Annotated in this window: 22 protein-coding genes; 5 read left to right on the top strand and 17 right to left on the bottom strand. The window is 69.5% G+C overall.

The annotated features are described in order from the left end of the window. Positions 1-13: 13 nt before the first annotated feature. The 6 genes from DC434_RS05365 to DC434_RS05340 all read right to left on the bottom strand — a co-directional run bounded on the left by DC434_RS05365 (position 14) and on the right by DC434_RS05340 (position 6,271). On the bottom strand, positions 14-1,093 hold the full coding sequence (locus DC434_RS05365; RefSeq protein WP_116634257.1) for a Gfo/Idh/MocA family oxidoreductase: 1,080 nt from the start codon (positions 1,091-1,093) through the stop codon (positions 14-16). Further along, a complete protein-coding gene (locus tag DC434_RS05360) occupies positions 1,090-1,878 on the bottom strand; it encodes a ThuA domain-containing protein (protein ID WP_116634256.1) in 789 nt (262 codons plus the stop codon). Before DC434_RS05360 ends, DC434_RS05365 begins: the two co-directional genes overlap by 4 nt. A gap of 70 nt (positions 1,879-1,948) precedes the next feature. Further along, positions 1,949-2,809 carry a carbohydrate ABC transporter permease gene (locus DC434_RS05355; RefSeq protein ID WP_116634255.1) on the bottom strand — a complete coding sequence of 287 codons (861 nt, stop codon included), beginning with the start codon at positions 2,807-2,809 and terminating at the stop codon, positions 1,949-1,951. 12 nt (positions 2,810-2,821) lie between these two features. Then, entirely contained in the window at positions 2,822-3,775 is a 954-nt protein-coding gene (locus DC434_RS05350) for a sugar ABC transporter permease (RefSeq protein WP_116634254.1), read from the bottom strand. A gap of 59 nt (positions 3,776-3,834) precedes the next feature. Beyond that, the gene (locus DC434_RS05345; protein WP_116634253.1) at positions 3,835-5,052 is read right to left on the bottom strand and encodes an ABC transporter substrate-binding protein; all 1,218 of its coding nucleotides are present in this window, start codon (positions 5,050-5,052) and stop codon (positions 3,835-3,837) included. Between the two features lie 34 nt (positions 5,053-5,086). Beyond that, positions 5,087-6,271, bottom strand: coding sequence for a Gfo/Idh/MocA family oxidoreductase (locus DC434_RS05340; protein WP_165808029.1), 1,185 nt, complete (start codon positions 6,269-6,271; stop codon positions 5,087-5,089). Between the two features lie 167 nt (positions 6,272-6,438). On the opposite strand from DC434_RS05340, the gene DC434_RS05335 reads away from it, so the two are divergent. Further along, positions 6,439-7,470: a LacI family DNA-binding transcriptional regulator gene (locus DC434_RS05335; RefSeq protein ID WP_165808002.1), complete on the top strand. Its 1,032-nt coding sequence runs from the start codon at positions 6,439-6,441 to the stop codon at positions 7,468-7,470. A gap of 91 nt (positions 7,471-7,561) precedes the next feature. Here DC434_RS05335 and DC434_RS05330 read toward each other — a convergent pair whose 3' ends face one another. Both DC434_RS05330 and DC434_RS05325 read right to left on the bottom strand, forming a co-directional pair. Then, complete coding sequence (locus DC434_RS05330; protein WP_243408821.1) at positions 7,562-9,655, bottom strand: beta-galactosidase; 2,094 nt, start codon at positions 9,653-9,655, stop codon at positions 7,562-7,564. 3 nt (positions 9,656-9,658) lie between these two features. Next, a complete protein-coding gene (locus DC434_RS05325; RefSeq protein ID WP_116634250.1) occupies positions 9,659-11,161 on the bottom strand; it encodes a DUF4038 domain-containing protein in 1,503 nt (500 codons plus the stop codon). A gap of 155 nt (positions 11,162-11,316) precedes the next feature. On the opposite strand from DC434_RS05325, the gene DC434_RS05320 reads away from it, so the two are divergent. Next, positions 11,317-12,297: a sugar-binding domain-containing protein gene (locus DC434_RS05320; protein ID WP_116634249.1), complete on the top strand. Its 981-nt coding sequence runs from the start codon at positions 11,317-11,319 to the stop codon at positions 12,295-12,297. Between the two features lie 22 nt (positions 12,298-12,319). Here the strand turns inward: DC434_RS05320 and DC434_RS05315 are convergent, their stop codons facing one another. From DC434_RS05315 to DC434_RS05300, 4 genes are all read right to left on the bottom strand, one after another. After that, the gene (locus tag DC434_RS05315; protein ID WP_116634248.1) at positions 12,320-12,982 is read right to left on the bottom strand and encodes an aspartate/glutamate racemase family protein; all 663 of its coding nucleotides are present in this window, start codon (positions 12,980-12,982) and stop codon (positions 12,320-12,322) included. 4 nt (positions 12,983-12,986) lie between these two features. Further along, entirely contained in the window at positions 12,987-13,901 is a 915-nt protein-coding gene (locus tag DC434_RS05310) for a carbohydrate ABC transporter permease (RefSeq protein ID WP_116634247.1), read from the bottom strand. A gap of 2 nt (positions 13,902-13,903) precedes the next feature. Next, complete coding sequence (locus tag DC434_RS05305; protein WP_116634246.1) at positions 13,904-14,785, bottom strand: sugar ABC transporter permease; 882 nt, start codon at positions 14,783-14,785, stop codon at positions 13,904-13,906. Positions 14,786-14,848: 63 nt separating this feature from the next. After that, complete coding sequence (locus tag DC434_RS05300; protein ID WP_116634245.1) at positions 14,849-16,186, bottom strand: extracellular solute-binding protein; 1,338 nt, start codon at positions 16,184-16,186, stop codon at positions 14,849-14,851. 209 nt (positions 16,187-16,395) lie between these two features. Between DC434_RS05300 and DC434_RS05295 the strand changes: the two genes are divergently transcribed. The 3 genes from DC434_RS05295 to DC434_RS05285 are packed head-to-tail and all read left to right on the top strand — an operon-like array spanning position 16,396 to position 20,917. Beyond that, positions 16,396-18,387, top strand: coding sequence for a beta-L-arabinofuranosidase domain-containing protein (locus tag DC434_RS05295; RefSeq protein ID WP_116634244.1), 1,992 nt, complete (start codon positions 16,396-16,398; stop codon positions 18,385-18,387). Positions 18,388-18,392: 5 nt separating this feature from the next. Further along, entirely contained in the window at positions 18,393-19,649 is a 1,257-nt protein-coding gene (locus DC434_RS05290; RefSeq protein WP_116634755.1) for a RuBisCO large subunit C-terminal-like domain-containing protein, read from the top strand. Positions 19,650-19,657: 8 nt separating this feature from the next. Then, positions 19,658-20,917: a four-carbon acid sugar kinase family protein gene (locus DC434_RS05285; protein WP_116634243.1), complete on the top strand. Its 1,260-nt coding sequence runs from the start codon at positions 19,658-19,660 to the stop codon at positions 20,915-20,917. 22 nt (positions 20,918-20,939) lie between these two features. Here the strand turns inward: DC434_RS05285 and DC434_RS05280 are convergent, their stop codons facing one another. From DC434_RS05280 to DC434_RS05260, 5 genes are all read right to left on the bottom strand, one after another. After that, a complete protein-coding gene (locus tag DC434_RS05280; RefSeq protein WP_116634242.1) occupies positions 20,940-21,221 on the bottom strand; it encodes a helix-turn-helix domain-containing protein in 282 nt (93 codons plus the stop codon). After that, positions 21,218-21,622, bottom strand: coding sequence for a VOC family protein (locus DC434_RS05275; protein ID WP_116634241.1), 405 nt, complete (start codon positions 21,620-21,622; stop codon positions 21,218-21,220). Before DC434_RS05275 ends, DC434_RS05280 begins: the two co-directional genes overlap by 4 nt. A 62-nt stretch (positions 21,623-21,684) precedes the next feature. Then, on the bottom strand, positions 21,685-22,926 hold the full coding sequence (locus DC434_RS05270; protein WP_243408820.1) for a Fic family protein: 1,242 nt from the start codon (positions 22,924-22,926) through the stop codon (positions 21,685-21,687). Positions 22,927-23,003: 77 nt separating this feature from the next. Beyond that, on the bottom strand, positions 23,004-25,997 hold the full coding sequence (locus DC434_RS05265; RefSeq protein WP_116634239.1) for a glycoside hydrolase family 2 TIM barrel-domain containing protein: 2,994 nt from the start codon (positions 25,995-25,997) through the stop codon (positions 23,004-23,006). Continuing rightward, on the bottom strand, positions 25,994-26,917 hold the full coding sequence (locus DC434_RS05260) for an aldo/keto reductase (protein WP_116634238.1): 924 nt from the start codon (positions 26,915-26,917) through the stop codon (positions 25,994-25,996). The genes DC434_RS05265 and DC434_RS05260 overlap by 4 nt, the downstream gene beginning before the upstream one ends. Positions 26,918-26,923 lie beyond the last annotated feature (6 nt).

Here is a 26,923-nt window from a genome sequence, read left to right as displayed (position 1 = left end):
CGCCTCGCCCTCCTCAGGGCGCGACCGGCACCCCCCGGAGCCACTCCCGCACGTCCTCTCGGCGAGTCTGCGCGATCGCGGTCTCCCGCGCCCGCTCCAGGACGTCGTCGATCCGCACCCTGGCGCCGGTCTCCGCCGACGCGACGGCCGCCTCGACCATCGCCAGGCTCCGGAGGTTCTCTCGGATGCCGTTCTCCGGCTCGGCTCCGGTGCGGAGCGCGTGCACGAAAGCCTCGAGCGACCCGGAGATCTCCTCACGGATCGGAGCCGCCGCGACCGCGACCGGCTCGCCCGCATCCGGTCGCTGCACGAGCGGATGCCCCGCACCGTCCCAGGTCGCCGTGCCCTCCGCGGCGCTGACCCGCCACGAGCCGTTCCACGACGTCTCCTGCCCGGGTGAGCACCAGCTGCCGTTGTACACGTACCGCGTGCCGCCCTCGAACTCGAACACCGCGGCGGCGTTCGCCGCACCGGCGTACCAGCTCCACGTCGGGTTGTACTCCTCGCAGTACACCGAGACGGGTTCTGCGCCGATGACGAAGCGCGCGGCGTCGAAGGCGTGGATCGCCATGTCCACCAGCAGCACGTGCGGCATCTCCTCGCGGAAGCCGCCGAAGTGCGGGGCCTTGAAGAACTCCGTGGTGACCGTGCCGATCGCGCCGAGCCCCTCGACCTGCCGGCGCAGCTCCCTGAGGGCTGCGAAGTACCGCCGCGACTGGCTGATCATGAGCAGGCGACCGGAGAGCTCGGCCATCCCCGCCTGGACCATCGCCGCCGCGACGGTCGGTGCCGCCGGCTTCTCGCAGAGCACGGGGTAGCCCGCACCGAGGGCCTCCTCGTTCACGATGAGGTGCGCCTCGGGCACCGTGACGTTCACGACGGCATCTGCCCCGACCGCATCCGCGACCTCCGCCGTGCTCCTGCCCACCTCGACACCGTGCAGTCCGGCATCCGCCAACGCGGCGCGGGCGACGTCGAGGTCGAGGTCGACGAGACCCGCCAACTCGACCTCCGGACTCTCGGCGATCGTGCGCAGCCACGCGCGCCCCATTCCGCCGGCGCCGACCTGCACCAGGCGCAGCGGGCCCGTCATCGCTCCATCGCCCCCTCGTACCCGCGCCCGTTGTAGAAGTCCTCGGTCTCGTAGCGCAGAAGCACGGGGATCTCGCGGTTCGGACGCAGCGTCTTGGCCCACTCCACACCGTTCGCGATCACCTTCCGCACCTCGGCCTGGTGATAGACCGGGTAGTCCTGATCGCCGGGGCTGAAGTAGAAGATCTTCCCGAAGCCGCGCCGATAGGTCATGCCGCTGCGGAACACCTCTCCGCCCGAGAACGTCGAGAGGAAGACGAGCTCATCCGGTGCCGGCACATCGAAGAACTCCCCGTACATCTCCTGCGCCGGGATGAGGAACGGATGCGGGATGCCGCGCGCGATCGGATGCGTCGGGTCGACCGTCCACACGATCTCGCGGTCGTCCTTGGACCGCCAGCGGAGGGTGCAGGTCGTGCCCATGAGTCGCCCGAAGATGCGCGACCAGTGCCCGGAGTGCAGGACGAGGAGCCCCATCCCCTCGAGCACGTGACGCTGCACGCGGTCGACGACCTCATCCGAGACCTCCCCGTGCGCCGCGTGCCCCCACCAGACGAGCACGTCCGTGGCCGCGAGGACCTCTTCGGTCAGACCGTGCTCCGGATCGTCGAGAGTGACCGTCGTGACGACGGCGCGCTCACCGAGGTTCTCCTCGATGCCCTCCTTGATGGTCGTGTGCATGCCGGACGGGTAGATGTCGCGCACCTTCTGTTCGACCTGTTCGTGCCGGTTCTCCCCCCAGACGACGACGCGGATGGGGTACTCGGGCGTGGTGGTGCCGCTCATTTCGTTCCTGCTTTCTGCTCTGGGGATGCGGGGATGCGGGGATCGCCTGGGTTCTCGGACATCGGGGGGGCTACTTCACGGCTCCTCCGGTGGCACCGGCCGCGATGTACCGCTGCGCGATGACGAGCAGCACGATCGCCGGGATCGAGGAGAGCACCGCGGTCGCCATGACCGCGCTCCAGTTCGCGACCTGCGTGCCGAGGTACTGGTAGATGCCGAGCGTGACCGGGGTGATGTCGTCGGTGGTCGTGAGGGTCAGCGCGAAGAGGAAGTCGCTCCACGAGAACAGGAAGGCGAAGAGGCCTGCGGTGATGAGCGAGTTCTTCGCGACGGGGAGGACGATCGACCAGAACGCCCGCAGGTGTCCGGCGCCGTCGACGCGGGCCGCTTCGATGATCGAGGGCGGCACGCTCATCATGAACGCCCGCAGGATCATGATCGAGAACGGGATCGCATGGGTCGCGTCGGCGAGGATGAGGCCCGGGATCGAGTTGAGCATGCCGATGTCGTTGTACGCGGCGTAGAGGGCGTTCGCGATCACCACCCCGGGGATCATCTGGGCGATCAGCACGGCGAGCAGGGCGACGTTGATCCAGCGATAGCGGAACTGCGCGAGCGCGTAGGCGGCGGGCGCCGCGATCGCCAGGCTGAACACGACCGTCCCCACCGAGATGATGAGGCTCGTCACGAGATTCGGCCCCTGGTCGGCGAACGCCTTCTCGTACCCCGCGAAGCTGGGGTTCAGGGGCAGGAGCGAGGCGGTGAGGGTGTTGCCCGAGGGCTGCAGCGAGGCGTTGAACATCCAGTAGACGGGGAACAGCATGATCGCGAGGAACGCGACGCCGAGCGCGGTGAACAGGATGTCGCGCCCGGAGCGCCGGGTCGCCCGCCGGTTCGCAGCACCGTCGGTGACGATGGCCATGGTGGTCATTGCTCTGCCTTCCTACTCGTCCACCTGCTTGCGGTTCCCGCGAAGGTAGAAGATCGCGAACACCAGCGAGATGAGGATGAGGATGTTGCTGAACGCCGCGCCCACGCCGAATTCGAAGTCGACGAACGACGACTGATACGAGCGGATGGCGATGGTCTGCGTCGCGTTGGCGGGCCCGCCGTTCGTCAGCCCGAGGATGATGTCGATCACCTTGAGCGTGTAGACCACGCCGAGCACGAGCACCACGTTGATCACGGGGCGGAGGTTCGGCAGCGTGATGTGCCAGAACGACTTCCAGCCGGTCGCGCCGTCGAGGGATGCCGCCTCGTAGAGCTCCTCCGGGATGTCCTGGAGACCGCCGTAGAGGATCGTCACGTTGAACGGGATGCCGATCCAGATGTTCACGAGGATGACCGCGATCAGCGCCACATCCGGGCTGTTCAGCCACGGCACGGCGCTGAGCCCCACCGAGGTGAGGAACTCGTTGAGGATGCCGCTGTCCTGATCGAGGATGGACCGCCAGGTCGCGCTCGCGACGATGAGCGGGAGCAGCCAGGGCAGCAGGAGCATCGCCCGGAGGAAGCCGCTGAGCGGGAACTTCCGGCGGAAGAACACCGCCAGCGCGAGCCCGATCACGAACTGCCCTGCGATCGAGCCGACCGTGAAGAGCGCCGTGTTGAGCATCGCGGGCCAGAAGAGACCGCTGTTCACGACGGTCAGGTAGTTCGCGAGCCCCACCCAGGGGGCCTCCCCCGTGAAGAACGTCTTGGTCGTGTACTCCTGGAAGCTCATCACCAGGTTCTTCACGACCGGGTAGCCGAAGAAGAGCAGGATGTAGAGCGCGGCCGGGGCGAGGAACATCGCCTTGACCAGGCCCTCCCGCCGGAAGCGGCGGGGGCGCTGCGGAGGCGTCCGCGCGGATGTCTCGGCCGAGACCGGCGCTGCGGATGTCGCTGTCGTCATCATCACGATTCCCTTCGAGGTGCCCCGCGGTCGGCCGCGGGGCACCTGCGGACCTCGATGGGTCAGCCCTGAGCCGCCTGCTCGAAGGCCTCGACCGGGGTGGCCTTGCCGGTGAGGGCGAGCTGGATCGCGTTGTAGATGACCGTGGCCTGCTCGGGCCATTCCTCGCCGAGCTGTCCCGTGCGGGAGCGCGCGTTGACGACCTGCTCGGCGAAGGCCTCCATCGACGGCACCTTCTCGACGTACTCCGGGATCAGGTCGGTCCGGGTCGGGACCGTGAACCGCGACTCCGCCGCCGAGAGCTCGATGTCGTCGCCGGCCATGCACTCGACGAACTCGGCCGCCTTGGCCTGCTTCGCCGTGTCGCCGGTCTGCGGCACGGTCCACACCTCGCCGCCGAGGGGCGCCACGGGGGTCTGGCCGGGCTTGTTCACCGGCACCTGGACCGAGGCCCACTTCACGTCGGTCTCGTTGAGGGCCGGGATGTTCCAGGGACCGTTCACCATCATGGCGGCCTTGCCCGCCACGAACTGGTCCTTCACGTCGCCCTGGCTCCAGTTGATCACGCTCTCGGAGGCGGACCCGCTGCCGACGAGGTCGACCCAGAGCTGCAGCGCCTCGGCGTTCTCCGGGCTCTGCAGATCCGTCTCGTCTCCGCCGTTGGTCCACATGAACGGAAGGAACTGCCAGCTGCCCTCGTAGGTCGCGATCGCCGAGAACGCGATGCCGTACTGGTCGCCGCTCGTCAGGGCCTTCGCCGTCGACTTCAGCTCGTCCCAGGTCGTCGGCGGCTCCAGGCCCGCCTGCTCGAAGAGGTCGACGTTGTAGAAGAGGCCGAGGGTGTTGACCACGGGCGCGAGTCCGTAGACCTCGCCGTCGTAGGTGGCGGCATCGAGGATCCCCTGCGCGAAACCCGAGGTGTCGACGTCGAAGTCGCTCAGCGGCGCGAGCCCGCCGGTCGCGGCGATCTCCTGCACGTCGGGGTTGTCGAGCATGAGCACGTCGGGCAGGGTCTTCGAGGAGGACCGCTGCAGGACCTTCTGGATGAGGTCCTTGCCGGGGACCGACTCGCGCTCGATGGTCACGTCGACGTCGGCGGCGCACTGGTCGAGCAGGTCCTGGACCAGGGTCTTGTCCGGCTCGTTGTTGTAGTAGTCGAGGATGGTGAGGGTGTCGGGGTCGCCGCTCGATGCGGAGCCTCCCCCGCCGCAGCCGGCGAGGGCGAGCGGCAGGACGGCGGCTCCCGCCACCAGCGTGATCAGTGTCTTGCGTGTGCGCATCGTCTACTCCTTCGTGGGTGATGCAGGATGTGATTCAGGGTCGATCCGCGTCGACCGGCGTCCAGCCGGCGTCGGATGCCGCGCTGCGCTCGACGGCGTCGAGCACGCGCTGCACGTAGAGGCCGTCCTCGAAGGAGGGCTCCGGCGTGCGTCTTTCCGCGATCGCACGGACGAAGTCGACGACCTCGTGCACGAACGCGTGGTCGTAGCCGAGTCCGTGACCGGCCGGCCACCAGGCGCCGGCGTACGGATGCGATGGTTCCGTCATGTGGATCCGACGGAACCCCGCCTCCGACGCATCGACGGTGTGGTCGTGGAACCACAGCTCGTCCGCGCTCTCGAAATCGAATGCGACGGAGCCGAGCGAGCCGTTGACCTCGAGGCGCATCGCGTTCTTGCGCCCCGCCGCGAAGCGGGTCGCCTCGAAGGTCGCGAGGGCGCCGCCCTCGGTGCGCCCGATGAACACGGCGGCATCATCGACGGTGACCCGGCCGTATCCGGTGCCGGCCGTCGCGGCGAGCGCACCCGTCGCCGCCGGAAGCGGGCGCTCTCGCACGAACGTCTCGGTGAGTGCGCTCACCCCGGTGAGCCGCTGGCCGGTGACGAAGACGGCCGCGTCGACGATGTGCGCTCCGATGTCGCCGAGCGCACCCGAGCCCGCCCGCTCGCGGTCGAGACGCCAGACCAGCGGGAAGTGCTCGTCGACGATCCAGTCCTGCAGGTACTGGGCCCTGACATGGTGGATCGTCCCGAGCCGCCCGGCTCCGACCAGGGCTCTGGCGTGCGCGAGCGCCGGCACGAAGCGGTAGCTGTAGCCGACCATCGACTGGATCCCGCGCTCGCGCGCCGACCGGGCGGCCGCGACCATGGATTCGGCCTCGGCGAGCGAGTTGGACAGCGGCTTCTCGCACAGCACATGCTTGCCGGCGGCGAGCGCCTCCTCGGCGATGACCGCATGGAGGTCACCGGGCACGCAGATGTCGACGACGTCGACGCGGGGGTCGTCGAGCAGCTGCCGCCAGTCGGTGGACGCCCTGGCGATGTCGTTGCGCGCGGCGAACGCGGTCGTCCGCTCCGGGTCCTGGCCCGCCACGGCGACGACGCGAGGGGTGAGCGCGAGGTCGAAGGCACGCGGTGCGAGGGTCCAGGCCTGTGCATGCACGCGGCCCATGAACGACGTGCCGACGAGGCCGACTCCGAGCTCGTCGCCGTCCGACATCCCTGTCATCACCACTCCTGTTCGTCTTCGCACGAGAGTTCCGGTTAAACGTTTAAACTCACCGTTGTCCGAGTATGCAGACATATGTTGGACTTGTCAACATATTCATCCGCGATGATGGACGCACCCGTATCCCCGCGGGGTCGCCTCGCTCGAGAGGAACGCTCATGGTCACCATGCACGACGTCGCCGCCCGCGCGAACGTCTCGGTGGCGACGGTCTCGTTCGTCGTGAACGGCACCAAGTCGATCTCCTCCGCCACCACCGCGCGCGTCGAGCAGGCCATGCGGGAGCTCGGGTACCGTCGCAACCCGGTCGGAGCCGCGCTCGCCCGGGGACGCACGAAGATCATCGGCATGCTGTACCCCGCGCTGCAGCGTCCGCTCAGCGGCACCGTCGGAGGCTTCTTCACGAGCGCCACCGCCCGCGCGCGCGAGCGCGGCTACCAGCTCGTGCTCTGGCCGATCAGCAACGAGTCCGATGAGGCGATGGCACTGGCCGACACCGGGCTCGTCGACGGCGTGCTGCTGATGGAGGTCCAGCTGAACGACCATCGCGTGCCCGCGCTGATCGCGGGCCGCACGCCGTTCGCCCTCATCGGACGCACCGCCGAGCCGGAGGGGCTCGCCTACGTCGACGTCGACTTCGGCGCCACCGTGTCGACGGCCGTCGAGACCCTCGCGGCTCTGGGACACCGTGACTTCTGCCTGGTGACGGGCGGCTCCCGCGCCGGCCGCTTCGAGGAGCACGGCCCCGCCGAGCGCTCGCGCGCCGCCTTCCTCGCCGACATGGAGAGCGCCGGACTGACGGGCACCGTGCGGTACTGCCTGGAGGACTCGCGCGAGGGCAGGGCCTTCGGACGCGCGTTCCGCGACGAGCTCCCCGATGCGACGGCCCTGCTGCTGTTGAACGAGCACGCGGCACCGGGCATCGTGATCGGCCTGCGGGAGGCCGGGGTGCGCGTGCCCGACGACCTCTCCATCATCTCGCTGGGCTCCTCGGCCCACATGGCGAACATGGTCGATCCCACCCTGACGTTCCTGCGCTCACCGGCCGACGAGCTGGGACGCCTCGGGGTCGACACCATCATCGACCGCATCGAGAATCCCGACGCGGAGCTGCCCGCGGTGCTCATCCCCTGCGAGATGGTGCCGGGCGACTCGGTCGCGGCAGCGCCGCCTCGGACCTCGTCGAGGTGAAGGACCTCTCTGTCTCGGGCTGGATAGAAAACGCATCCGCGACGGGGCCGCTGCCGGCAATTCTGATCCACGCTGCGCCTCGCCGAGCAGATCAGAGCTCGCGCCAGACCCGCACATCCCAGGGGGCGAGCACGACCTCGTGGCCCGCCGCGTGCACGACGCCATCGATCACGGATGACACGGCGCGGGAGAGCCGGATCTCCCGGGGGTCGCCGGACCAGTTGTGCAGCACCCAAACGCGACCTCGCGCGCCGCTGAGGGAGTGCACCGTCACCGGCAGCGGCCGATCGATGACGAGACCGGATGCCGGATCGGCACCCGCTGCTCCCGCGATCACGACTGCGAGAGAGTCTCGATCGGGCAGCGTCCCGACGACCGTGATCTCGCCTTCGCCGACCGGCCTCCGGGTGACGGCCGCCCATCGACCGTAGTGCGGATGCCGGTACCCGAGCAGCACCTCCGCCTCCCCCGGTTCCAGCGCGTCGATCCAGCCGTGCGCCTCGCCGACGACGGTGCCGTCGCGTTCGAGCGGGACCGGCGTCGGGGGCGCCGCGAACTCGCGATACGCGACACCGGCGAGAGGCCCGAGAACCGCCGGTGCCGTGACCGACCGCATCCGCCCCTGGTCGTCGGCGTATCCGGTGCGCGGACCGACGACGAGACGACCGCCGAGCCGTGCATACTCGGCGAGGATCTCGAGTGTGCGATCGGATGCCGCGACGAGCCCGGCCACGATCAGGGTCGGATACCGCGACAACAGCTCTGCGGCATCCGTCACCTGCCGCTCGTTCACGTACCCGACCTGCAGGCCCGCGTCGATCGCGGCACGGCCGAAGGCACCGACGATCCGCGCATAGGACCCGCGGTCGGGAGCCCCGCCGGACGCGGACAGCGGCGGCTCGAAGGTCATCATCCACTCGCTGTCGTGCGCGTACACGATGCCGATGTCGGCATCCGGTACGGCATCCGCCAGCCATTCCGACGCTGCGGCGAACTGCCGCCCGATCGCGGCGATCTCGTCGTACACCCGGCCCGGCCGGAGGTCGTGCCCGAGGATGCCGCCCCAGTGCACCTCCGCGCCCGAATGCAGGGTGTGCCAGTGCCAGGAGGAGACGAGGCGCGCGCCCCGCGCGACGAGCAGCCACGCGGCCTGCGCGAGCTGGCCGTCGTAGGGAGGTCTCGTCAGCGACGCCGCGCCGATCGACGCCGCGCCGGTCTCGGTGACGAGGAAGGACGCCTGCTTCGTCGCGCGCATCCGATCGGCGCTGAGGATCAGCTGCGGCACGTCATCGGCATACCACTGGCCGCCGGCACCCTCACGCTCGTAGTCGAGCGAGTCCTGCGCGAGGTAGTACGCGTTGCCGCTGGCGATGTCGAGGTGCTCGCCGACGGCGACGTCGTCCATGGCCGGCCGCTGGTACGCGATGCAGGTGGTGAGCACGGTGTCTTCCGCGACGTACTCGCGCGCGATCCCGGCCTGCCAGCCGATGAACTCGGCGGTGAGCTCGGCCTGGAAGCGGCGCCAGGCGAGGTCGTACGCCGGGGTCGTGTTGCCCGCCGGAGCCCACAGCTCGTCCCACGCGGAGATCCGATGCGACCAGTAGGCCAGCCCCCATTCGCGATTGAGGGTCTCGACATCGCCGTACCGCTCCGCGACCCAGCGGCGGAAGCGCTCGACCACGTGCGCGTTGTGGATGAGGTGCAGGCCCGCCTCGTTGTCGAGCTGCACCCCGATGACGGCCGGGTGCCGGCCGTAGCGTCCGAGCACCGCACGGATCACACGCTCGGCGTACCCGCGGAAGACCTCGGATGCGAAGTCCACCTCCTGCCGGCCGCCCCACGGCACGGAAGAACCGTCCTTGCGGACGACCGCGAGCTCGGGATGCCGGTGACTGAGCCACGGCGGTACGGCGTAGGTCGGGGTGCCGAGGATCACATCGATCCCGTGCTCCGCCGCGCCGTCGAGGACGGGCGCCAGCCACTCGAGGTCGAACTCCCCGTCGCGCGGCTCCCAGGTCGACCAGACCGACTCCCCGACCCGGATGCAGGTGATCCCCGCCTCGACCATGAGTCGGAGATCCGTCGACAGCCGGGCAGGGTCGGGCAGGTACTCGTTGTAGTACGCCGTGCCGAGCCGCGGGCCCTCCGCCCATGCGGGCCGGCCACGCGACGTGGTCCCGGGCACCGCTCAGGCCTCGACGCGGGTGATGCGGAGTGCGACCCGCTTCCCCGCGGGCAGATCCACCGGCGCGGAGGCACGATCGAAGGCCTCGTTGCGTGTGACCTCCGTGAGCGTGAACCGACGCCCGACCGGGGTGACGGTCATGCTCCAGGTGTCGATGACGTCGACCTCGAAGACATCGCCGACCACCGGGCTCTCGCCGGGCTGCCCGACCGGGATCCGGAACGACCACGACGCCGGGGCGGAGCGCCCGAGATACTGCACGTACTGCTGTCGATGCCAGCCCGCGACATATGCGGGGTCGTCCCATTTGTCGATCGGATCGAGCCCCGGCACGACGAGGTCGTCGAGGATGCCGCGCAGGAACGCGATCCGTGCCGGGGACTCGCCGCGCAGCACGCCGCCCTCGACCATGTGCAGACTGCCGCTCTCGGTGCGGAAGCTCTCGCCGTGCGAGGCATAGCAGCCCGCCACGGTCGTGATCCAGAAGCGGTGGACGAGCTCGGGGCCGTCGAGGTGCCCCCAGCGGTCGGGGATATCGCCCTCGTACTTGATCTCGTCGAGGACGACCGGCTTCTTCCAGACCTCTCGATAGAGGTTGGCTCGACCGAAGTCCTCCGTCGCCGATCCGTTCTGGATCGAGGCGTGGGTCACCCAGGGCTGGTTGTTGTCGTAGATCTCGATCCAGTTGTGGATCGAGCGCAGGTGATGGTGGGGGTCGACCGAGGCGAGGAGCGCCCCGACCCGGTCCCACCGATCGTCCGACCGCTCGAGTTGGTCGAACTCGTTGCACAGCGACCACCACACGTGCGCGTACCCCGACAGCCGCGCGACGAGGTACCGCAGGTAGACGGCATCCTCCTCCTCGCTCAGCGCGTCGAGTCCGAACTGGCCGCGGTCGTATGCGTCGAAGATGAGCACGTCGGCCTGGATGCCGCGCGCGCCGAGCATCTCGACGGCACGGTCGAGGCGCTGGAAGAACTCCGGCATCGGGCGGCTGACGTCCCAGCGACCCTCGATCTTCTCGAACGGCATCAGCGCGGGAACGTGCTCGATGTAGCCGCCGCCCTGCGGGAAGACCATGAACCGCAGCTTGTTGAAGCCGATCTCGGCGATGTCGTCGACCGTCTGCGTGAACAGCGGCTCCTCCTGGTGCAGCCAGTTGTAGGCGGTCGTCCCCACCGGGCGGTAGGGCGTGCCGTCGGCGTGCGCGAAGTGGAAGCGGTGCGCGACCCGCACCGGGCCGTGCGCGGTGCGCGGCCCGACGTCGAAGCTGCCGCTCGTTCGGTCGAGCGCGGTCCGCGCCCCCTCGACCTCCCACGTCCAGGTGCCCTCGGTCTCGGGGCCGATGCGCACTCGATACGTCGTCCCGCCGTCCCAGAACGCCGGGACGACGAGCTCATCCCCGCCGTTGCGCAGGCGCACCGAGAAGGGCGGCTCTGCACCGATCGGCAGACGATCCGCGCCCTCGAAGGCGAGCTCGACGGTGTCGTACCTGGGGAACATCATCATCCTCCTGCGTCGGCGGCCACCCGTCGTCGGGCGTCGATGATCTCCAGTCTTGCATAATCCTTGCTCTATGAATCTCTATTCAAAGCGAATCTGCGAGAATATACTTTCATCAGCGAATCTCCATCCGTTCCCGCTGAAGCAGGAGGACCACCGTGTCGTCGACCCCCTTCGCCGCCCCCGTCGACGGCCAGCTGCGCCTGCTCACCAAGGTGGCGCGAATGTACCACGAACGCGGCATCCGCCAGTCGGAGATCGCCGCAGCCCTCAGCATCTCCCAGGCCAAGGTCTCCCGTCTGCTCAAGCGCGCGGAGACCGCGGGGATCGTCCGCACCATCGTCACGGTCGCTCCCGGCGTGCACGCCGAGCTCGAGGAGCGCCTCGAGCTCGGGTACGGGATCTCCGAGGCGGTCATCGTCGACGTGGAGCCGGATGCCGACGAGGCCGAGCTGCTCGCCGCCATCGGCGCCGGAGCCGCCGGCTACCTCGAGGCGTCACTGTCGGGCGCCGACCGGATCGGCGTCTCCTCGTGGAGTCGTTCCGTGCTCGCGATGACCGACCGCATGCGCCCCCTTCCGACGCGCGGGGCGACGGAGGTCGTGCAGCTGCTGGGCGGCACCGGTGCCCCCGAGGTGCAGAGCCACTCGCACCGACTGCTCAGCTCGCTCGCGCGGATGCTCGGCGCCGACCCCGTCTACGTGCAGGCCCCGGGCATCGTGGCGGACCCCGCCGTGCGCGACAGCCTGCTCAAGGACCCGTCGATGCAGGAGACCATGCGCCACTGGGAGTCGCTGACGATGACCATCATGGGCATCGGCAGCATCGACCCGTCCGATGTGCTGTCCACGAGCGGGAACGCGTTCGCCGATGACGAGCGTGCTCAGCTGCTCGCCGAGGGCGCCGTGGGCGACATCTGCCACCATGTCTTCCGTGTCGACGGATCACCGGTGACCGGCGAGATCGACGACCGCGTGATCGCCATCCCGGTCGACAAGCTCCTGCGCATCCCGCGGCGCGTGGGGATCGCCGGCGGCGAGCGCAAGCTCGACGCCATCCGGGGCGCGATCGCCGGCGGCTGGGTGACGGCCCTGGTGACCGACCTGCATACGGCCGAGCGCCTCGCCGAGACGATCTGACGGTCGTCGCCGGGCGCCGAGACTACAGCGCCGCGACCGCCTCGCTCAGACGTCGGATGCCGGGGTCGAGGCTCGTGAGCACGCGGGCCGTCACGTGGACGCCCTGCGCCGCGCTGGCCATCGACGCCTGCGCGAGCACGACGACGTCGGCATCCGCCGCCAGACGCTCGATCGCGGCGCCGACCAGCCGGTCGTGCGTGGTCCTGTCGCCGCCGGCGACGGCCTCGAAGGCCCCGGCGACGACCTCGCTGACGAACTCCGGTGCGCGTCCTGCGAGTTCCGCGCGCTCGCGCAGCAGGGCGAGCGTCGGGGTGAGGGTCGTGGGGAGTGTCGCCAGGACGGCGATCCGCTCCCCCGCGGCGACCGCGTCGTCGGCCATGGCCTCGTCGATCCGCAGCACGGGGATGCCCACGGCATCCGCCGTCGGACCTGCCAGGTGGGAGATCGACGAGCACGTGAACATGACGACGTCGGCCCCGCCGGCGCGCGCCGCCTGTGCCAGGTCGATCAGGCGCTCCGGCACGGATGCCGCCCGCTCGGGGTCTCCGAGGTCGGCGACGATCTTGTCGTCGAGGTAGTTCACGGTCGTGGCCCCGGCGAGGTGCTCGCGCGCGAGGTCGGCGACGGGCGGGATCACGACGGCTCCGGTGTGGATGAAGGCGACGCGCGGGGCGGAGGAGGTCATCGGATCATCCTTTCAGGGCACCGCCGGCCATGCCGGCCATGATCTTCTTGTTGAGCGCCAGGAACACGATCATCAGGACGACGATGTTGAGGCTCACGGCCGCGAACAGCGGACCGTACTGCGTGGAGCCGTACTCGTCGCTCAGACTGAGCAGGCCGACCTGGATCGTCGCAAGCTCCGGCTTTGTGGTGAACGTCAGCGCGATCAGGAGGTCGTTCCAGACGCTGAAGAACTGCACGAGACCGACCGTGAGGATGGCGTTCTTCATCATCGGCATGCCGATCAGGAAGAACGACCGCAGCGGACCCGATCCGTCGACGGTCGCGGCCTCGAAGATCTCCCGCGGGACGGCACGGAAGTACGTCGCCATGAGGAACGTCGTCAGCGGCAGCCCCATCACGGTGTAGGTGATGATCATCGGCAGCATGGTGTTCGTGAGGCCGAGTCGGAAGTACACGATGAACAGCGGGACGAGGATCATCTGCCCCGGCACCATGATGCCCGCGAGCACGTAGAGCAGGACCGCGTTGCGGCCCTTCCAGATCATGACCTCGAGCGCGTACCCGGCGGCGACGCCGATGAAGACGATCAGCAGGACCGACGGGATCGTCACGATGATGCTGTTGAGGTAGTTGCGGGCGACATCGCCGTTCGTGAGGGCGGCGACGTAGTTGTCGAACTGCCAGGTCTTCGGCAGTGAGAGCGCGGGGTCGGAGAGGAACTCCGACTGCGTCTTGAAGGAGCCGAGAAGCATCCAGACCTGCGGATAGAGCACGACCACCATGAGGAGCGCGACCAGGATCCAGACCGGGATGCGGCGGACGGCGCGCATCGCGGCACGGCGGCCCTGACCCGGGCGGGGCCGCTGCACCGTGGGGGTGGCGACGGTGGGCTGTGTCTGCGTCTGCAGCGTCGTCATGATCAGACCTCCGCCTTGCGTCGCTGCGATCGGAAGATCGCGAGGGTGAAGACCAGGCACAGGATCGTGAGCACGAGGGCGATGGTCGAGCCGTATCCGTACTCGGCGTACTCGAACGCCGTGCGGTACATGTACAGGGTCAGCGGGGCCGTCGATGTGCCGGGCTGGCCGTTGTTCAGCGCCAGGAGGCTGTCGAAGACCTTGAGCGTCGAGTTCAGGCTGAAGATGATCGACGACAGCAGAATCGGGAGGGACAGCGGCAGGATGATGTTCTTCACCAGTCGCAGGCCGTTCGCGCCGTCGAGCCGCGCCGACTCGATGATCTCCTCGGGGATGTCGAGCAGGCCGGCGTAGAGCAGCACCGCGTAGAAGCCCATCGAGCTCCAGAGCGTCATGACGATCGCCGTCGACATCGTGCCCGCCGTCGACGCGAGCACCTCGACGCTCTCACCGCCGAAGAAGTTGATGATGTCGTTGACCGGCCCCTGGTTGTCTCCCACCGCCACGAAGCTCTTGAAGAGCAGCGCCACCGCGACCGTGGGGAGGATAGCCGGGAAGAAGACGATCGTGCGCACGAGGGACGAGCCCTTGCGCAGCACGAAGACATAGAGGAGCGCGAGCCCGTATCCGAGGGCGACCTGGCCGATCGTCGCGACGATGGCGAAGAACACGCTGACGCCGAGGGACTGCAGCGCGGCCTTGTCGGTGAAGAACGTCGTGAAGTTCTCGATGCCGACCCAGTCGAAGCCGCGCAGGGTGTTCCCCTCGAAGAACGACAGGCCGAACGACCACAGCACCGGCACGATCTTCAGCAGCGTGTACAGCAGAAGGGCGGGGCCGAGGAGGATGAAGATCGTCTTGCGATCTCCGAAGATCGAGTTCATTCGCTCGGTCCTTTCTCGGAAGAAGCCGACTCCTCACCTGTGCGGCGAGGAGTCGGCTTCAGGTCAGCGGTTGGCGTCGATGCTGTCCTGCAGCGCCGCCATGTAGTCCTCCGGAGACATCTGACCGGTGGTGAGGAGGGTGCCGTTGGTGGACGCGAGCGAGTTGCTCTTCGGGTCCATCAGGGCCTCGAACCACAGTACGGTCTCGTCGATGCCGGCGATGCGCTCCTGGATGTCGAGCGTGTTCGGGCTGATGTCGCTGACCTCGCCGTTCACCGCGAAGCCCGAGATCGAGCCGGTGTCCTGGAGGGCCTGCTGGCCGTAGTTCTCGGAGATGCAGGCGACCCAGTCCTTGACCTTCGGGCCGAACTGCCCGGCGTCGATGATCATCGGCGCTCCGGCGTTCGCCGGGTACTGGTCGATCGAGCCCTTGCCGCCGTCGACCGCGGGGAACGGCATGAAGCCGACGTTCTCGCCGCCGATCTGGTTGCGCTCCGGGTCGTTGATGGCGCTCAGCAGCCAGGTGCCGTCGTAGGCCATGCCGGCCTTGCCGGTCAGGAACAGGTTCGACGTGGCATCGGGGTCGCGGGTCGAGAAGCCCTCGCCGAAGTAGCCCTTCTCCGCGTACGCGGCGAGCGCCTCGGCGCCGGCGACGTACTCCGGGTCGGTCAGCTTCGCGTCTCCGTCGGCGACGGCCTGCATCGCCTCGGGACCGACGTTGCGGAAGATGTACATGCCCAGCAGACGCGTGAGCGGGAAGCCCGCGGCACCGGCCTGGGCCATCGCCGTGTAGCCCGCGTCCTGCAGCTCCTGCGAGACCTCGGCGAGCTCGTCCCAGGTCTTCGGCTCCTCGAGGCCGAGCTCTTCGAAGATCTGCTTGTTGTAGAAGATGCCCTCGATGTTGTACTGGTACGGCAGCGAGACGAAGCCGCCGTAGACCTGCTCGACGGTGGATGCCGCGGCGGGGAGCACGTTGTCCCACGCGTCCTTCTCCTCCAGCGCCGCCTTCAGGTCGCCGACCAGACCGGCGGCGCCGAGGTCGCCGTCGGGGCGGATGAGCGCCGTACCGGCGATCGTGTGGGTCGGGAGGGCGTTCTGACTGGCCAGCAGCGTGATGCGCTGCACGGTGTCGGCCTGCGCGATCTTCTGGTGCTCGATGGGGAGCGCCTCGTTCTCGGCCTTGCACTGGTCGGCGGCGAGGGCGTCGAGCGTCGGGCCGATGACCGTGTTCTCGTTCGCCGTCATGACCGTGAAGGCCTCGGGGTCGGTGCCGCCGTCGGACGAGCCACCACCACCGCCGCCGTTGTCACCGGAGCCGCCGCATGCCGCGAGGGGCAGCGCCGCGGCGACGACGATTCCGAGCGCGAGCCACTTGCGGCCGCGGGTGCTGTGGATGTTCATGACGTCCTCCTTGACGAAGTGCAGGGCGATGCGGGTACGACACGAGAATAGAATCGTTTCAACGGTGTGTCAACAATCAGTATTGAAAATATATTCACATCGACCCCGATTCCGCGCTAGCATGCATGATCATGCAGTCCTGTGATCTCTTGCACGGCGTGGGACCTGACTGCGGGAACTGATGGCAGCAGCCTCGGAAGGAACACGTCATGTCGACGACGAAGACTCTGCGCGAAACGGGCCCTCTGCGGCCGCTCGGCGCGGAGAGCGCCCGCTGGACCCATGGCTTCTGGGGCGGCATCCACGCTCGCACCCGTGACGTCACGGTCCCGCAGATCTGGTCGTCGCTCAGCGACCCGGCGGTGAGCCCGGGACTGGCGAACTTCCGCATCGCGGCGGGTCTCGAAGAGGGCGAGCACCTCGGCCCCTCCTTCATGGACGGCGACTTCTACAAGTGGCTGGAGGCGGCCATCGCCAGCCTCGAGACCGACCCGGACGACGAGCTCGCCCGGCGCATCGAGGACATCGCCGCGCTGATCGCCTCGGTGCAGCGCCCCGACGGCTACCTCCACACTCCGACCATCATCGCGGACCGCAACGACGTCGATGTCGCCGCCCTCGCCGACCGTTTCCACTTCGAGACCTACAACCTCGGCCACCTGATCACCGCGGGTGTGCGGCACCACGAGGTCACCGGATCCGACACGCTGCTCGACGCGGCACGCAAGGCCGCCGGCTTCCTCGAGGACCTCGCCACGAACAAGCCCCTGGAGCTCGCCCGCAGCGCCATCTGCCCCTCGCACTACATGGCCGTCATCGAGCTCTACCGGGTGACCCACGAGGAGCGCTACCTGCGTCTCGCCGAGGCGTTCGTCCGCGTGCGCGACGACTTCGAGGGCGGCGACGACAACCAGGACCGCGTGCCGATCCGCGAGCAGACGGTCGTCGCCGGGCACGCCGTCCGCGCCAACTACCTCTACGCGGGCCTCGCCGACCTGGTGCTCGAGACCGGAGACGCGGAGCTGGAGGGCGTGCTGGAGCGGCTCTGGCAGGACGTGGTCGACACCAAGCTCTACATCACCGGCGGATGCGGCGCCCTCTACGACGGCGCCTCGCCGGACGCCTCCCCGTGGCAGCGCGACATCAGCCGCGTGCACCAGGCGTACGGCCGCGCCTACCAGCTCCCCCACACCACCGCCCACAACGAATCGTGCGCCAACATCGGCATGATCTTCTGGAGCGAGCGGATGCTCGCCCTCACCGGCGATGCGAAGTACGCGGATGTGATCGAGCAGGTCGCGTACAACAGCCTGCTCGCGAGCATCAGCCTGGGCGGCTCCGAGTACTTCTACACGAACGCCCTGCGCCAGGTCCGCGACCTCCCCTATCCGCTGCGCCGTCCGGGCGACACCGCGATCCACCCGACTCCGCCGCCACCGCCCTCCGACGAGCGGCTGCGCGAGGACTATCTCGCCTGCTTCTGCTGCCCGCCGAACATCGCCCGCACGCTCGCGCGGTTCCATGAGCGCGCCGCCGCCCTCGGTGACGACGGCCTGTACGTGCACCAGTACGGCGGCAGCGAGCTGACCGTGTCGACGGAGGACGGCCGGTCGCTCGCCCTCCGCGAGGACAGCGACTACCCCTGGAGCGAGACGCTCACGTTCACCGTGACCGCGGCATCCGGCGGCGGCCTCCCCCTGCACCTGCGCATCCCCGGCTGGAGCGAGGGCGCGACGGCGACCGTCAACGGTGTCGAGGTCGAGGTGTCGGCACCGGGCACCTACACCCGGATCGACCGCGCCTGGACAGCGGGTGACGTGGTCGTGCTGACGCTGCCGATGCCCGTGCGGATCCTGCGGGGTCACCGGCTCGCCGAGGAGACGGCCAACCAGGTCGCGGTGCGACGCGGGCCGGTGGTCTACGCCCTGGAGAGCGCCGATCTGCCCGACGGCGTCGTGCTCGAGCAGGCCGCGCTCCGGCGCGGGATCGAACTGACGCCGGTGCCGACCGAGATCGACGGCCATCGCATCGTCGCCCTCGACACCGAGATCGCCGTGCTGCCGACCACGGCGGAGGACTCGCTCTACGACCTGATCGGCGACGCCGAGGTCACCACGGCCCCCGCCCGCCTCGTCCCTTACTACACGTGGGGCAACCGGGGAGCGGGCGAGATGTCCGTGTGGCTCCCCCTGGTGTGGTGATCGGGATGAGCACCCACCACGTCGTCGCGACGTATGTCATCGAGACCTCCCTTCCGCTGCAGCACGCGGCCGAGGTGCTGGCGGGCGAGCAGTCCACCGGCACCTTCGTGCGCGTGCAGCGGGAGTCCGACGACGTGCGGGCGCGGTTCGCGGCCCAGGTCGAGTCGCTCCAGGAGATCCCGCTCACCGGCGCCTCCCCGCTGCCCGGCGCGGTCGGCGATCCCGCGGGGCGGCGCAGGGCCGTGCTGCGGCTGCGCTTCCCGCTCGACAACTTCGGGCCGTCGCTCCCGAACCTGCTCGCGGCCGTCGCCGGAAACCTCTTCGAGATCAAGGAGCTCTCCGCGGTGCGCCTGATCGACCTCGATCTGCCTGCCGCGTTCGCGGAGCGCTACCACGGCCCCCGCTTCGGCGTGGAGGGCACGCGTCGGCTGATGGGCGCATCCGACGGCGCGATGATCGGCACGATCATCAAGCCCAGCATCGGACTCGCCCCGACCGAGCTCGCCGAAGTCGTCGGAGAGCTCGCCGAGGCGGGCATCGACTTCATCAAGGACGACGAGCTGCAGGGAAACGGTCCGTCCTCGCCGCTGTCCGCACGCGTGGCCGCGGTCATGCCGGTGCTGCACCGATACGCCGACCGCACCGGCCGCATGCCGATGTACGCGTTCAACATCACCGAAGACATCTCACGCCTCGAGGCGAACCACGATCTGGTGGTCGCCGCCGGCGGCACCTGCGTGATGGCGTGCGTCAACCTCGTCGGCCTCGCGGGTCTCGAGTTCCTCAGCGCGCACACGGCGGTCCCCATCCACGGGCACCGCACGATGTTCGGGGCGATCGGCCGGTCGGAGCAGGTCGGGATAGGCTTTCGCGCGTGGCAGAAGATCGCCCGCCTCTCGGGTGCGGATCATCTGCACACCAACGGCATCAGCAACAAGTTCTATGAGACGGACGACGAGGTGCTCGACTCCATCGCCGCGGTCCGCGAACCGCTTCTGGGCATCGCCCCGACCGTTCCCGTGCTCTCCAGCGGCCAGTGGGGCGGGCTCGCGCACGCCACCTACCGCGCTGTCGGCACGACGGATCTGCTGGTGCTCGCCGGTGGCGGCATCCACGGCCACCCGGACGGCGCGGCGGCGGGCGTGAGCAGCATGCGCGACGCCTGGGCATCCGCCGCCAGGGGCGAGTCGGCTCAGGATGCGGTCGACCGATCGGAAGCTCTGCGCCGGGCGACCGAGGTGTTCGGCCCGGTCCGAGTCTGAGATCCGACATGTCTGAGATCCGCGCGGCGTTCTACGGCGACGACTTCACCGGGAGCGTCGACGCGCTGCTGCAGTTCGCGCGGCGCGGATGGTCGGGCCGGCTCTTCACCACGCTCCCGACGCCCGCAGCGCTGCACGCGGCTGCGCGCGAGGTCGACGTGGTCGGGATCGCGGGCATCGCGCGTTCGCTCCCGCCGGAGCGGATGGATGCCGAGGTCATCCCCGCGCTGCAGGCGCTGGTCGCGACCGGCGCTCCGATAGTGCAGTACAAGGCCTGCTCCACCGCGGACTCCGCGCCGGAGGTGGGCAGCCTCGGACGCGTGATCGAGATCGGGCGCGAGATCGTCGCACCGCGTCCGGTGCCGATGCTGTTCGCCCAGCCGGACTTCGGGCGCTTCACCCTGTTCGGCACGCACTTCGCGTCGGAGAACGGCGTCGTCCATCGTCTCGACCGCCAGCCGACCATGTCGACCCACCCGTCGACTCCGATGACCGAGGCCGATCTGGCGATCCACATCGGCCGGCAGACCGCCCTGTCCGTGGGAGCCCTGCCGCTGACCGCGTACGCGGACCTCGCCCAGCGCCTGCGCGACGCAGACGTGGCCGGAGTCGTGCTGGATGCCGTGACCGACGCCGACCTCGTCACCGTCGGCACCGCCCTGCGCGACCTCTCCGCACCCGTGTTCGCGATCGGCTCCGGCGGTCTCTCGCAGGGCATCGCCGCAGCCGCCCCCGGCATGAGCGCGGCGGTTCCCGTCGCGACGCCCTCCGCGGGAGCGGTGCTGGTCGTCTCGGGCAGCCGCTCGCCGCAGACGCGCCGTCAGGCCGAGGCCGCCGCGGCGGCCGGGTGGCTGGTGCGGCCGCTGCCCCTCGACCTCGCCGGCGCCGCCGAGGCCGCACAGGAGGCCGTGGCTGCGCTCACCTCCGGCCGCGGGGTGGTCTTCACATCCGCCGACGCCGAGGTGTCGGCGGTCGGCGACCGTCCGATCCTCGAGGCGATCGCGGAGGCATCGGCGATCATCGTCGATGCCGCTGCACAGGCGCGGGCCTCCCGCCGCGTGATCGTGTGCGGCGGCGACACGTCCAGTCGCATCACTCGATTGCTCGGCATCGAGGCGCTCTCGATCGCCGCGAATCCCTGGGGCAATGTCGTGCTGCTGCGGCCGCACGCCGCGGACCCCGCGATCGACCGGCTGGAACTGCTGCTCAAGGGCGGCCAGGTCGGTGCCGACACGCTGTTCCTCGACGTGGCCGCGCTCGACGGCTGAGCCCGAAGGGGCACTCGATTCGCTAGTCGTCCCCCGCGCCCCAGCGTCCCAGAGCGGTGATCGCCTCGCTCAGAGCCAGGCCGCGCTCGGTCAGCGCGTAGGCGCGGGTGTTGTGCCGGAGAGGCAGCCGCGTCAGCACGCCGGCCGCTTCGAGTTCGCGCAGACGCGTCGCGAGCATGTTCGTCGGCGCACCGAGGTCGCGCTGCAGGTCGCCGTAGCGCTGCGGGCCGTCGAGCAGCCGCTCCACGATGAGCAGCGCCCACCGCGCGCCGACGATGTCGAGGGCCGCGGCGAGATCGCTCACGCCGCGGGTTCGTCCGCCGGCTTCATCCAGAACGGGGAGTAGTGGTAGCCGTCGGGATCGTCGAACTGTCGCTGGTACATGAAGGGGTAGTCGTCGGTGTCGCCGATGCGTCCGCCGGCGGCACCGGCGCGCTCGACGAACTCGTCGACCGCCTCGCGGCTGCCGAGGTCGAACGAGACCGTGACCTTGGAGGGCGTTTCGGGGCCGCCGATGAGCTCCTCGACTCCTCCGACGCTCGCGTACATCTCGCGGCTGCCGAGCATGACGTACTGCTCGGGCGCGATCGCGAAGCACGACACGTTGTGATCCGACATCTCGGCATCGAGGGTCCAGCCGAGGGCGGTGTAGAAGGCGGTCGCGCGTTCGACGCTCTCGACCGGGCAGGTGATGAAGAGGCTCATGCGCTCATACTTGCAAAATACAAGTACGGCGTCAAGAGGGTGTCAGCGTCGAGCGAGCGGATCTACCTGACGGGCGTCATCCGGCGGATCTTCGTGGCGTATCCGTCGAGGACACGGAGTATCCCGCGGTGCTGCCAGACACGATTGCGCCCCCTGCCGGTCGTCTCGACGAGCACTCCTCGGTCGGCGAGCGCGCCCAGCGCGCGCAGAGCTGCCATCTCGCCGAAGCCGAGTGTGTCCACGAGGTACTGCGTGTTCACAGCAGGCTGGCCGACCAGTGCGGGCAGCAGCCTCCACGCTGCGGCGTCGGCGCGGAGGCCCTGCATCCGGCTGCGCGATCCGTCCAGCTCGGCGACGAGATCATCGACGAGCTGCGTTCCCGTCGTCGCAGCGACACGGCTCGCGGCGGCGAACGCCCGGATGATCGGCCCCGCATCCCCCTCACGAAAAGAGGTGAGGGCTGCGAAGTAGCTTCCCGTGTCCAGGAGGAGGCCTGCGGAGATCGGCACCGCTGTCGAGCCGACCAGCCCCTTGTTCCGCAGGATCGACTGCGCCAGTGCACGGCCGGTTCGGCCGTTGCCGTCGACGAACGGATGAATGGTCTCGAATTGTGCGTGCGCGACGGCGACCTGGACCAGGATGGAGAGGTCCTGCCGCTGGACGAATCGGATGAGGTCGGCCATCGCGGCGGGAATCCGCTGCTGGTGAGGCGCGACGAACTCGGCCAGGCGCGGACCTGCATTCCCCACCCCGATCCAGACCTGCTCCTGGCGGTACTGGCCGGCGTCCTGCTCGGATCCGACCTGATGCCGAAGGAGCGCTGCGTGCATCTGGAGGATGGCGTCTTCCGTGATGTCTGCAGAGAGCGCCAGAGCCGCTTCCATTGCACGGACATTGCCGATGACAGTGAGCGCGTTGCTCTTCCCCCCTTCGTCGATCTCGGCGAGGGCGAGTTGCTTTGCGGATGTCGTCAGCTGCTCGATCTGCGAGCTCGACGCGGATTCGGTGCGCAGCAGGATCGCCGCCATCGGCCCGAGGACAGGACTGCCCATGCCGAGCCTGCGCTGGGCGTGGTCGTCGAAGGCGACCAGGCGACGGGTCGCATCCTCGATGTCCGCCGCGTCTTCGGCGGATATCCGAGGGCGCCACTCCGCGAGCCGTGCAGTGATCGTCGCTTCATACGACCCCGTCTGCCGTTCGACCTCGGCTCGCGAGTACATCTCGGGCGCGCGCGGCGTCCAGTGAAGACTCTCGTGCGCGACAGCGTCGACGGAGATTCGCATGGTCGGGGAAGCCGTGGGCATACCAGCGATATTACCAACACTTAGAGCCGTAAGTGTTGGTATGCGCCGTCCGCGCCAACACTTGGCCTCTCGGGGTGTCACACGACGGACAGCCGCACGCTCCACGCGGTGCGCTCTCGCGGAACGCGGTACCGTTCGGGGAGAGCCGGGCCGACGGATGCCGAGCCGATCCCCTGCTGACCATGGTCGAGGTTCAGCCACACCCGGTCGCCCGCGACGAGGTCGCTCGGGCGACGCGCAGCCTCGAGCTGCTCCGAGGTCCATCGCCGCGCTGCGAAGTCGAAGGGCTCGCCGTCGACGCGCAGGGCGGGCATGCCGTCCCCTGAGACTTCCAGCCACCTCGTCTGCGTGTGGTTGCCGTTCTCCTGAGGGATCGGATACGGCGTCTGCAGGGCGTCGATCGTGCGCTCGAAGCGGCCGACGCGGGCGCCCTCGACCGAGTCGGCATAGGTCTCCTCCGGCCCGCGGCCGAACCACGCGACCCGGTCGGCGGCGGCGGGCAGGGCGAAGCGCAGTCCGAGCCGCGGCACCCAGATGTCCCGGTGCTTGAACGGCGTGTCGGCCCAGGGGCCCACGAAATCGACGGCGGCGTCCAGGCGCACGCCGTCGCCGTCCGGCATCCACGTCATCGTCCAGGCGACGCCGTGCGGGTGCGTGCGCGGCGCAGTACGTCCGCGCACGACGAGACGCTCGCCATCGACGGCGACGTCATCGACCCGGTGCAGCAGGCGGTGCAGACCGGTGGCGCGCCACACGGCCGCCAGGTTGTTGTGGTCGCCCTGTCCGTGGTCGTTCTCGGTGGGCGCCCGGTACAGGTCGATCCAGGGGCCGTCGAGCGGCAGGTCGCCGAGCCCGATCAGGCGGCCGGTGGCGGCATCGAACGACGCCTCCCCGACGCGGATGACGTCACCGTCGCGGGAGGCCACCGCCGCGATGCCCCGCCCGGGCCGCGCGGCCTCCTCGACCGGCTCCGCGACCTTCTGCCCCCAGGCGATCACATGCCCTTCCGGTGCCCATGCGGTCGCGGCCGCGAGCGCCGCCTCGACCGTCAGCACGGCATCCGTCGCACGAAGAGCGGATGCCGCGGCATCCGGGATCGCGGTCTCGACGCGCTCTCCTCGCGCGATCGGCGGCACATCGAGCACTCCGCTCGCGACGACGCGCCCGTCGGCCTCGACGGACCAGCGGAACCCGAGGTCGGAGGTGTCGGCCGCGTGCCGCTCGTTCGCGATGCGCACCCGCTCGCCGACCTCGATGTCGATCACCTCGTGCGCCTTCGCGAGCTCGGCGAGGGCCGGCTTCGGAGTGCGGTCGCTCAGCACCAGCCCGTCGAGGCTGAAGCGGCCGCCGCGCGGCTCGTAGTCGATGTCCTCGCTCTGCAGGACGAACGCGTGCCCGTCGGCGTCGACCGCATTGATGCCGTGGTCGATCCACTCCCACACGAAGCCGCCGCAGAGCCGGTCGTACGCGCGGAGCACCCGCCAGTAGTCCTGCAGGCCGCCGGGCCCGTTGCCCATCGCGTGGGCGTACTCGACCAGCAGGAACGGCAGCCCGCGGCGGCGCTCCTCCTCGGCCTCGGTCACGCCGGCGGGAAGCGGCTCGTCAGGGTCGTCGAACACCATGCCGTGCATGCTGAGCTTGCCGCCGCGCGGCTCCTCGCGCCGTCCGATGCTCTCGAGCAGCTCCAGCGACGGGTACATCAGCGCGTAGAAGTCCGAGTCGCGATAGCTCGGGTCGCGCTCGTACAGCACGACCCGCGACGGATCGCGCTCGTCGAGCCAGCGGCGCATCTCGGTGAAGCCGTCTCCCGACATGCTCTCGTTCGCGAGCGACCAGACCACGATGCTCGGGTGGTTCTTGTCGCGCTCGACCGTGCGGCGGAGACGATCCATGATCGCCTCGCGCCACTCCGGCAGCGCCGGTGGATTGTGCTCCCAGCCCTCGTAGATGAAGCCGTGGGTCTCCAGGTCGACCTCGAGGACCACCCACAGCCCGTACACGTCGCACAGGCGCAGGAACTCGGGGTGCGGCGGGTAGTGGCTCGTGCGGACCGAGTCGATGTTCGCGCGCTTCATCATCACGATGTCCTGGATCATCGTCTCGCGATCGAGCGTGCGCCCGGTGTCCGGGTGGTGCTCGTGGCGGTTCACTCCCCGGAACGTGAGCGGAGAGCCGTTGACGACGAACACGCCGTCGACGATCTCGACGCGACGGAATCCGACAGCGAGCTCGACCGTCTCTCCCGCCGCCCGCAGGGTGCCACGGTAGAGACGGGGGATGTCGGCGCTCCAGGGCTCCACGGAGACGGTCGCGGTCTCCCCCGCCGGCATCTCGATCCCCAGCTCGGGGATCACGACGACCGCATCGATCGAGGCGTCGACGCGCAGGGTGCCGAGGCCGGTGACGTGGTCGTAGTCGGCGTGCACGAAGTGGTCATCGATCGCGCCCGTCGGCCGCGAGATCAGCTCGACGTCGCGGAAGATGCCGGGCAGCCACCACATGTCCTGGTCCTCGAGGTAGGTGCCGGCCGACCAGCGGTGCACCCGCACCGCGAGCACGTTCCGGCCGGCGCGCACGGGAGCGTCGAACTCGAACGGCAGCCGGCTGCCCGTCGACCAGCCCAGCTCCTCGCCGTTCAGCCAGACCTTCGCGCACGAGTCCACGCCCTGGAACCGCAGCACCGCAGGGCCGAAGTCGGCGGGGACGTCGAAGACCAGGCGGTAGTCGCCCGTCGGGTTCTCGGTCGACACGTACGGCGGATCGAGCGGGATCGGGTAGGCCGTGTTCGTGTAGAGCGGCCCCTCCTCCGTGCCGAGCATGCGGCGCGCGGGGCCGCCGACGAGCGGGGTGAAGGCCTCGAGGACCCAGTGCGAGGGGACGCGCATCTCGTCCCAGTCGGTGTCGTCGAAGTCCGTCGCGACGAAGCCGTGACCCGTCCCGGCGGCGGTCGGGGACAGCCGGAAGCGCCAGGTGCCGTTGAGGCTGAGGACCGCGGCGTCGCTCACGGCATCCGCGCGCGGCGCACGCCGACCGGCACCGGGCAGAGTGCTCTCCCAGTAGCGACCGGTCATTCGTCGGCTCCGTACCCGCTGTCATCGATGGGCGACGGCGCGGGTCCGAGAGCGGCGAGCTCATCCCACACCGCGTCGGGGATGGACGTGGCCGCGAGCCGCAGGAGGGCGTCGAGTCGCTCGGGCGAGGAGACGCCGACAACCGTGCCGTCGATCATCTCCTCGCGCAGGGAGAGGGCGAGGGCGACGGCCGGCAGGGAGACCGCATGACGGGCGCACACGAGGTCCGCCTGCGCGGTCCAGTCGCGAAGAGCATCGGATGCCGGCCGGTAGTGGTACCGCGCACCCTCTCTCGGCCCTCGTGCCAGCAGATCGCCGCCGAACGGCGCCGCGTTGAAGACGCGCCGGCCGCGCTCGTGCGCGTCGCGGAACATCGATGCGGCGCTGCGATCGACGAGCGTGTAGCGGTTGTGGCAGAGCACCGCGTCGAACAGCTCGCTGTCGAGATAGCGCTGCAGCAGGGGAACGGGGCCGGCGGCGATGCCGATCGCGGCCGCCACGCCCTCGTCGCGCAGTCGCACGAGCGCGGAGACCGCTCCGCCGGGCGCGAGAGCATCACGGACCGTGACGACGTACGGATCGTGCAGGTGCAGCAGTGGCACCGCGTCGACGCCGAGTCGCCCTAGACTCTCCTCCACCGAGCGCAGCACGCGGTCGGCGTCGAAGCGACCGGTCTCCGGATCGCGATCGACCTTCGTGAGGATCCGGCGGGCTGCCGAGGTGCGCTCCTCGGGAGTCATGGCCGCGAGCGCCCGTCCGAGGATGCGCTCGGATGATCCGCCGGAGTAGTTGTTGGAGGTGTCGATGAGGTGTCCGCTGCGCAGCAGCGCCAGGGCGGTCTCGACCGCGGCCTCCTCGTCGCCGGAGCCGAGCCCCGAGGTGCCGAGCACCAGAACAGTCGGCCGCTGCCGGGACGTCATCGTGGG

The sequence above is a fragment of the Microbacterium sp. TPD7012 genome, from assembly GCF_003075395.1.
In the GTDB taxonomy this organism is placed as follows: Bacteria; Actinomycetota; Actinomycetes; order Actinomycetales; family Microbacteriaceae; genus Microbacterium.
This window is presented reverse-complemented; position numbering and strand designations above follow the sequence as displayed.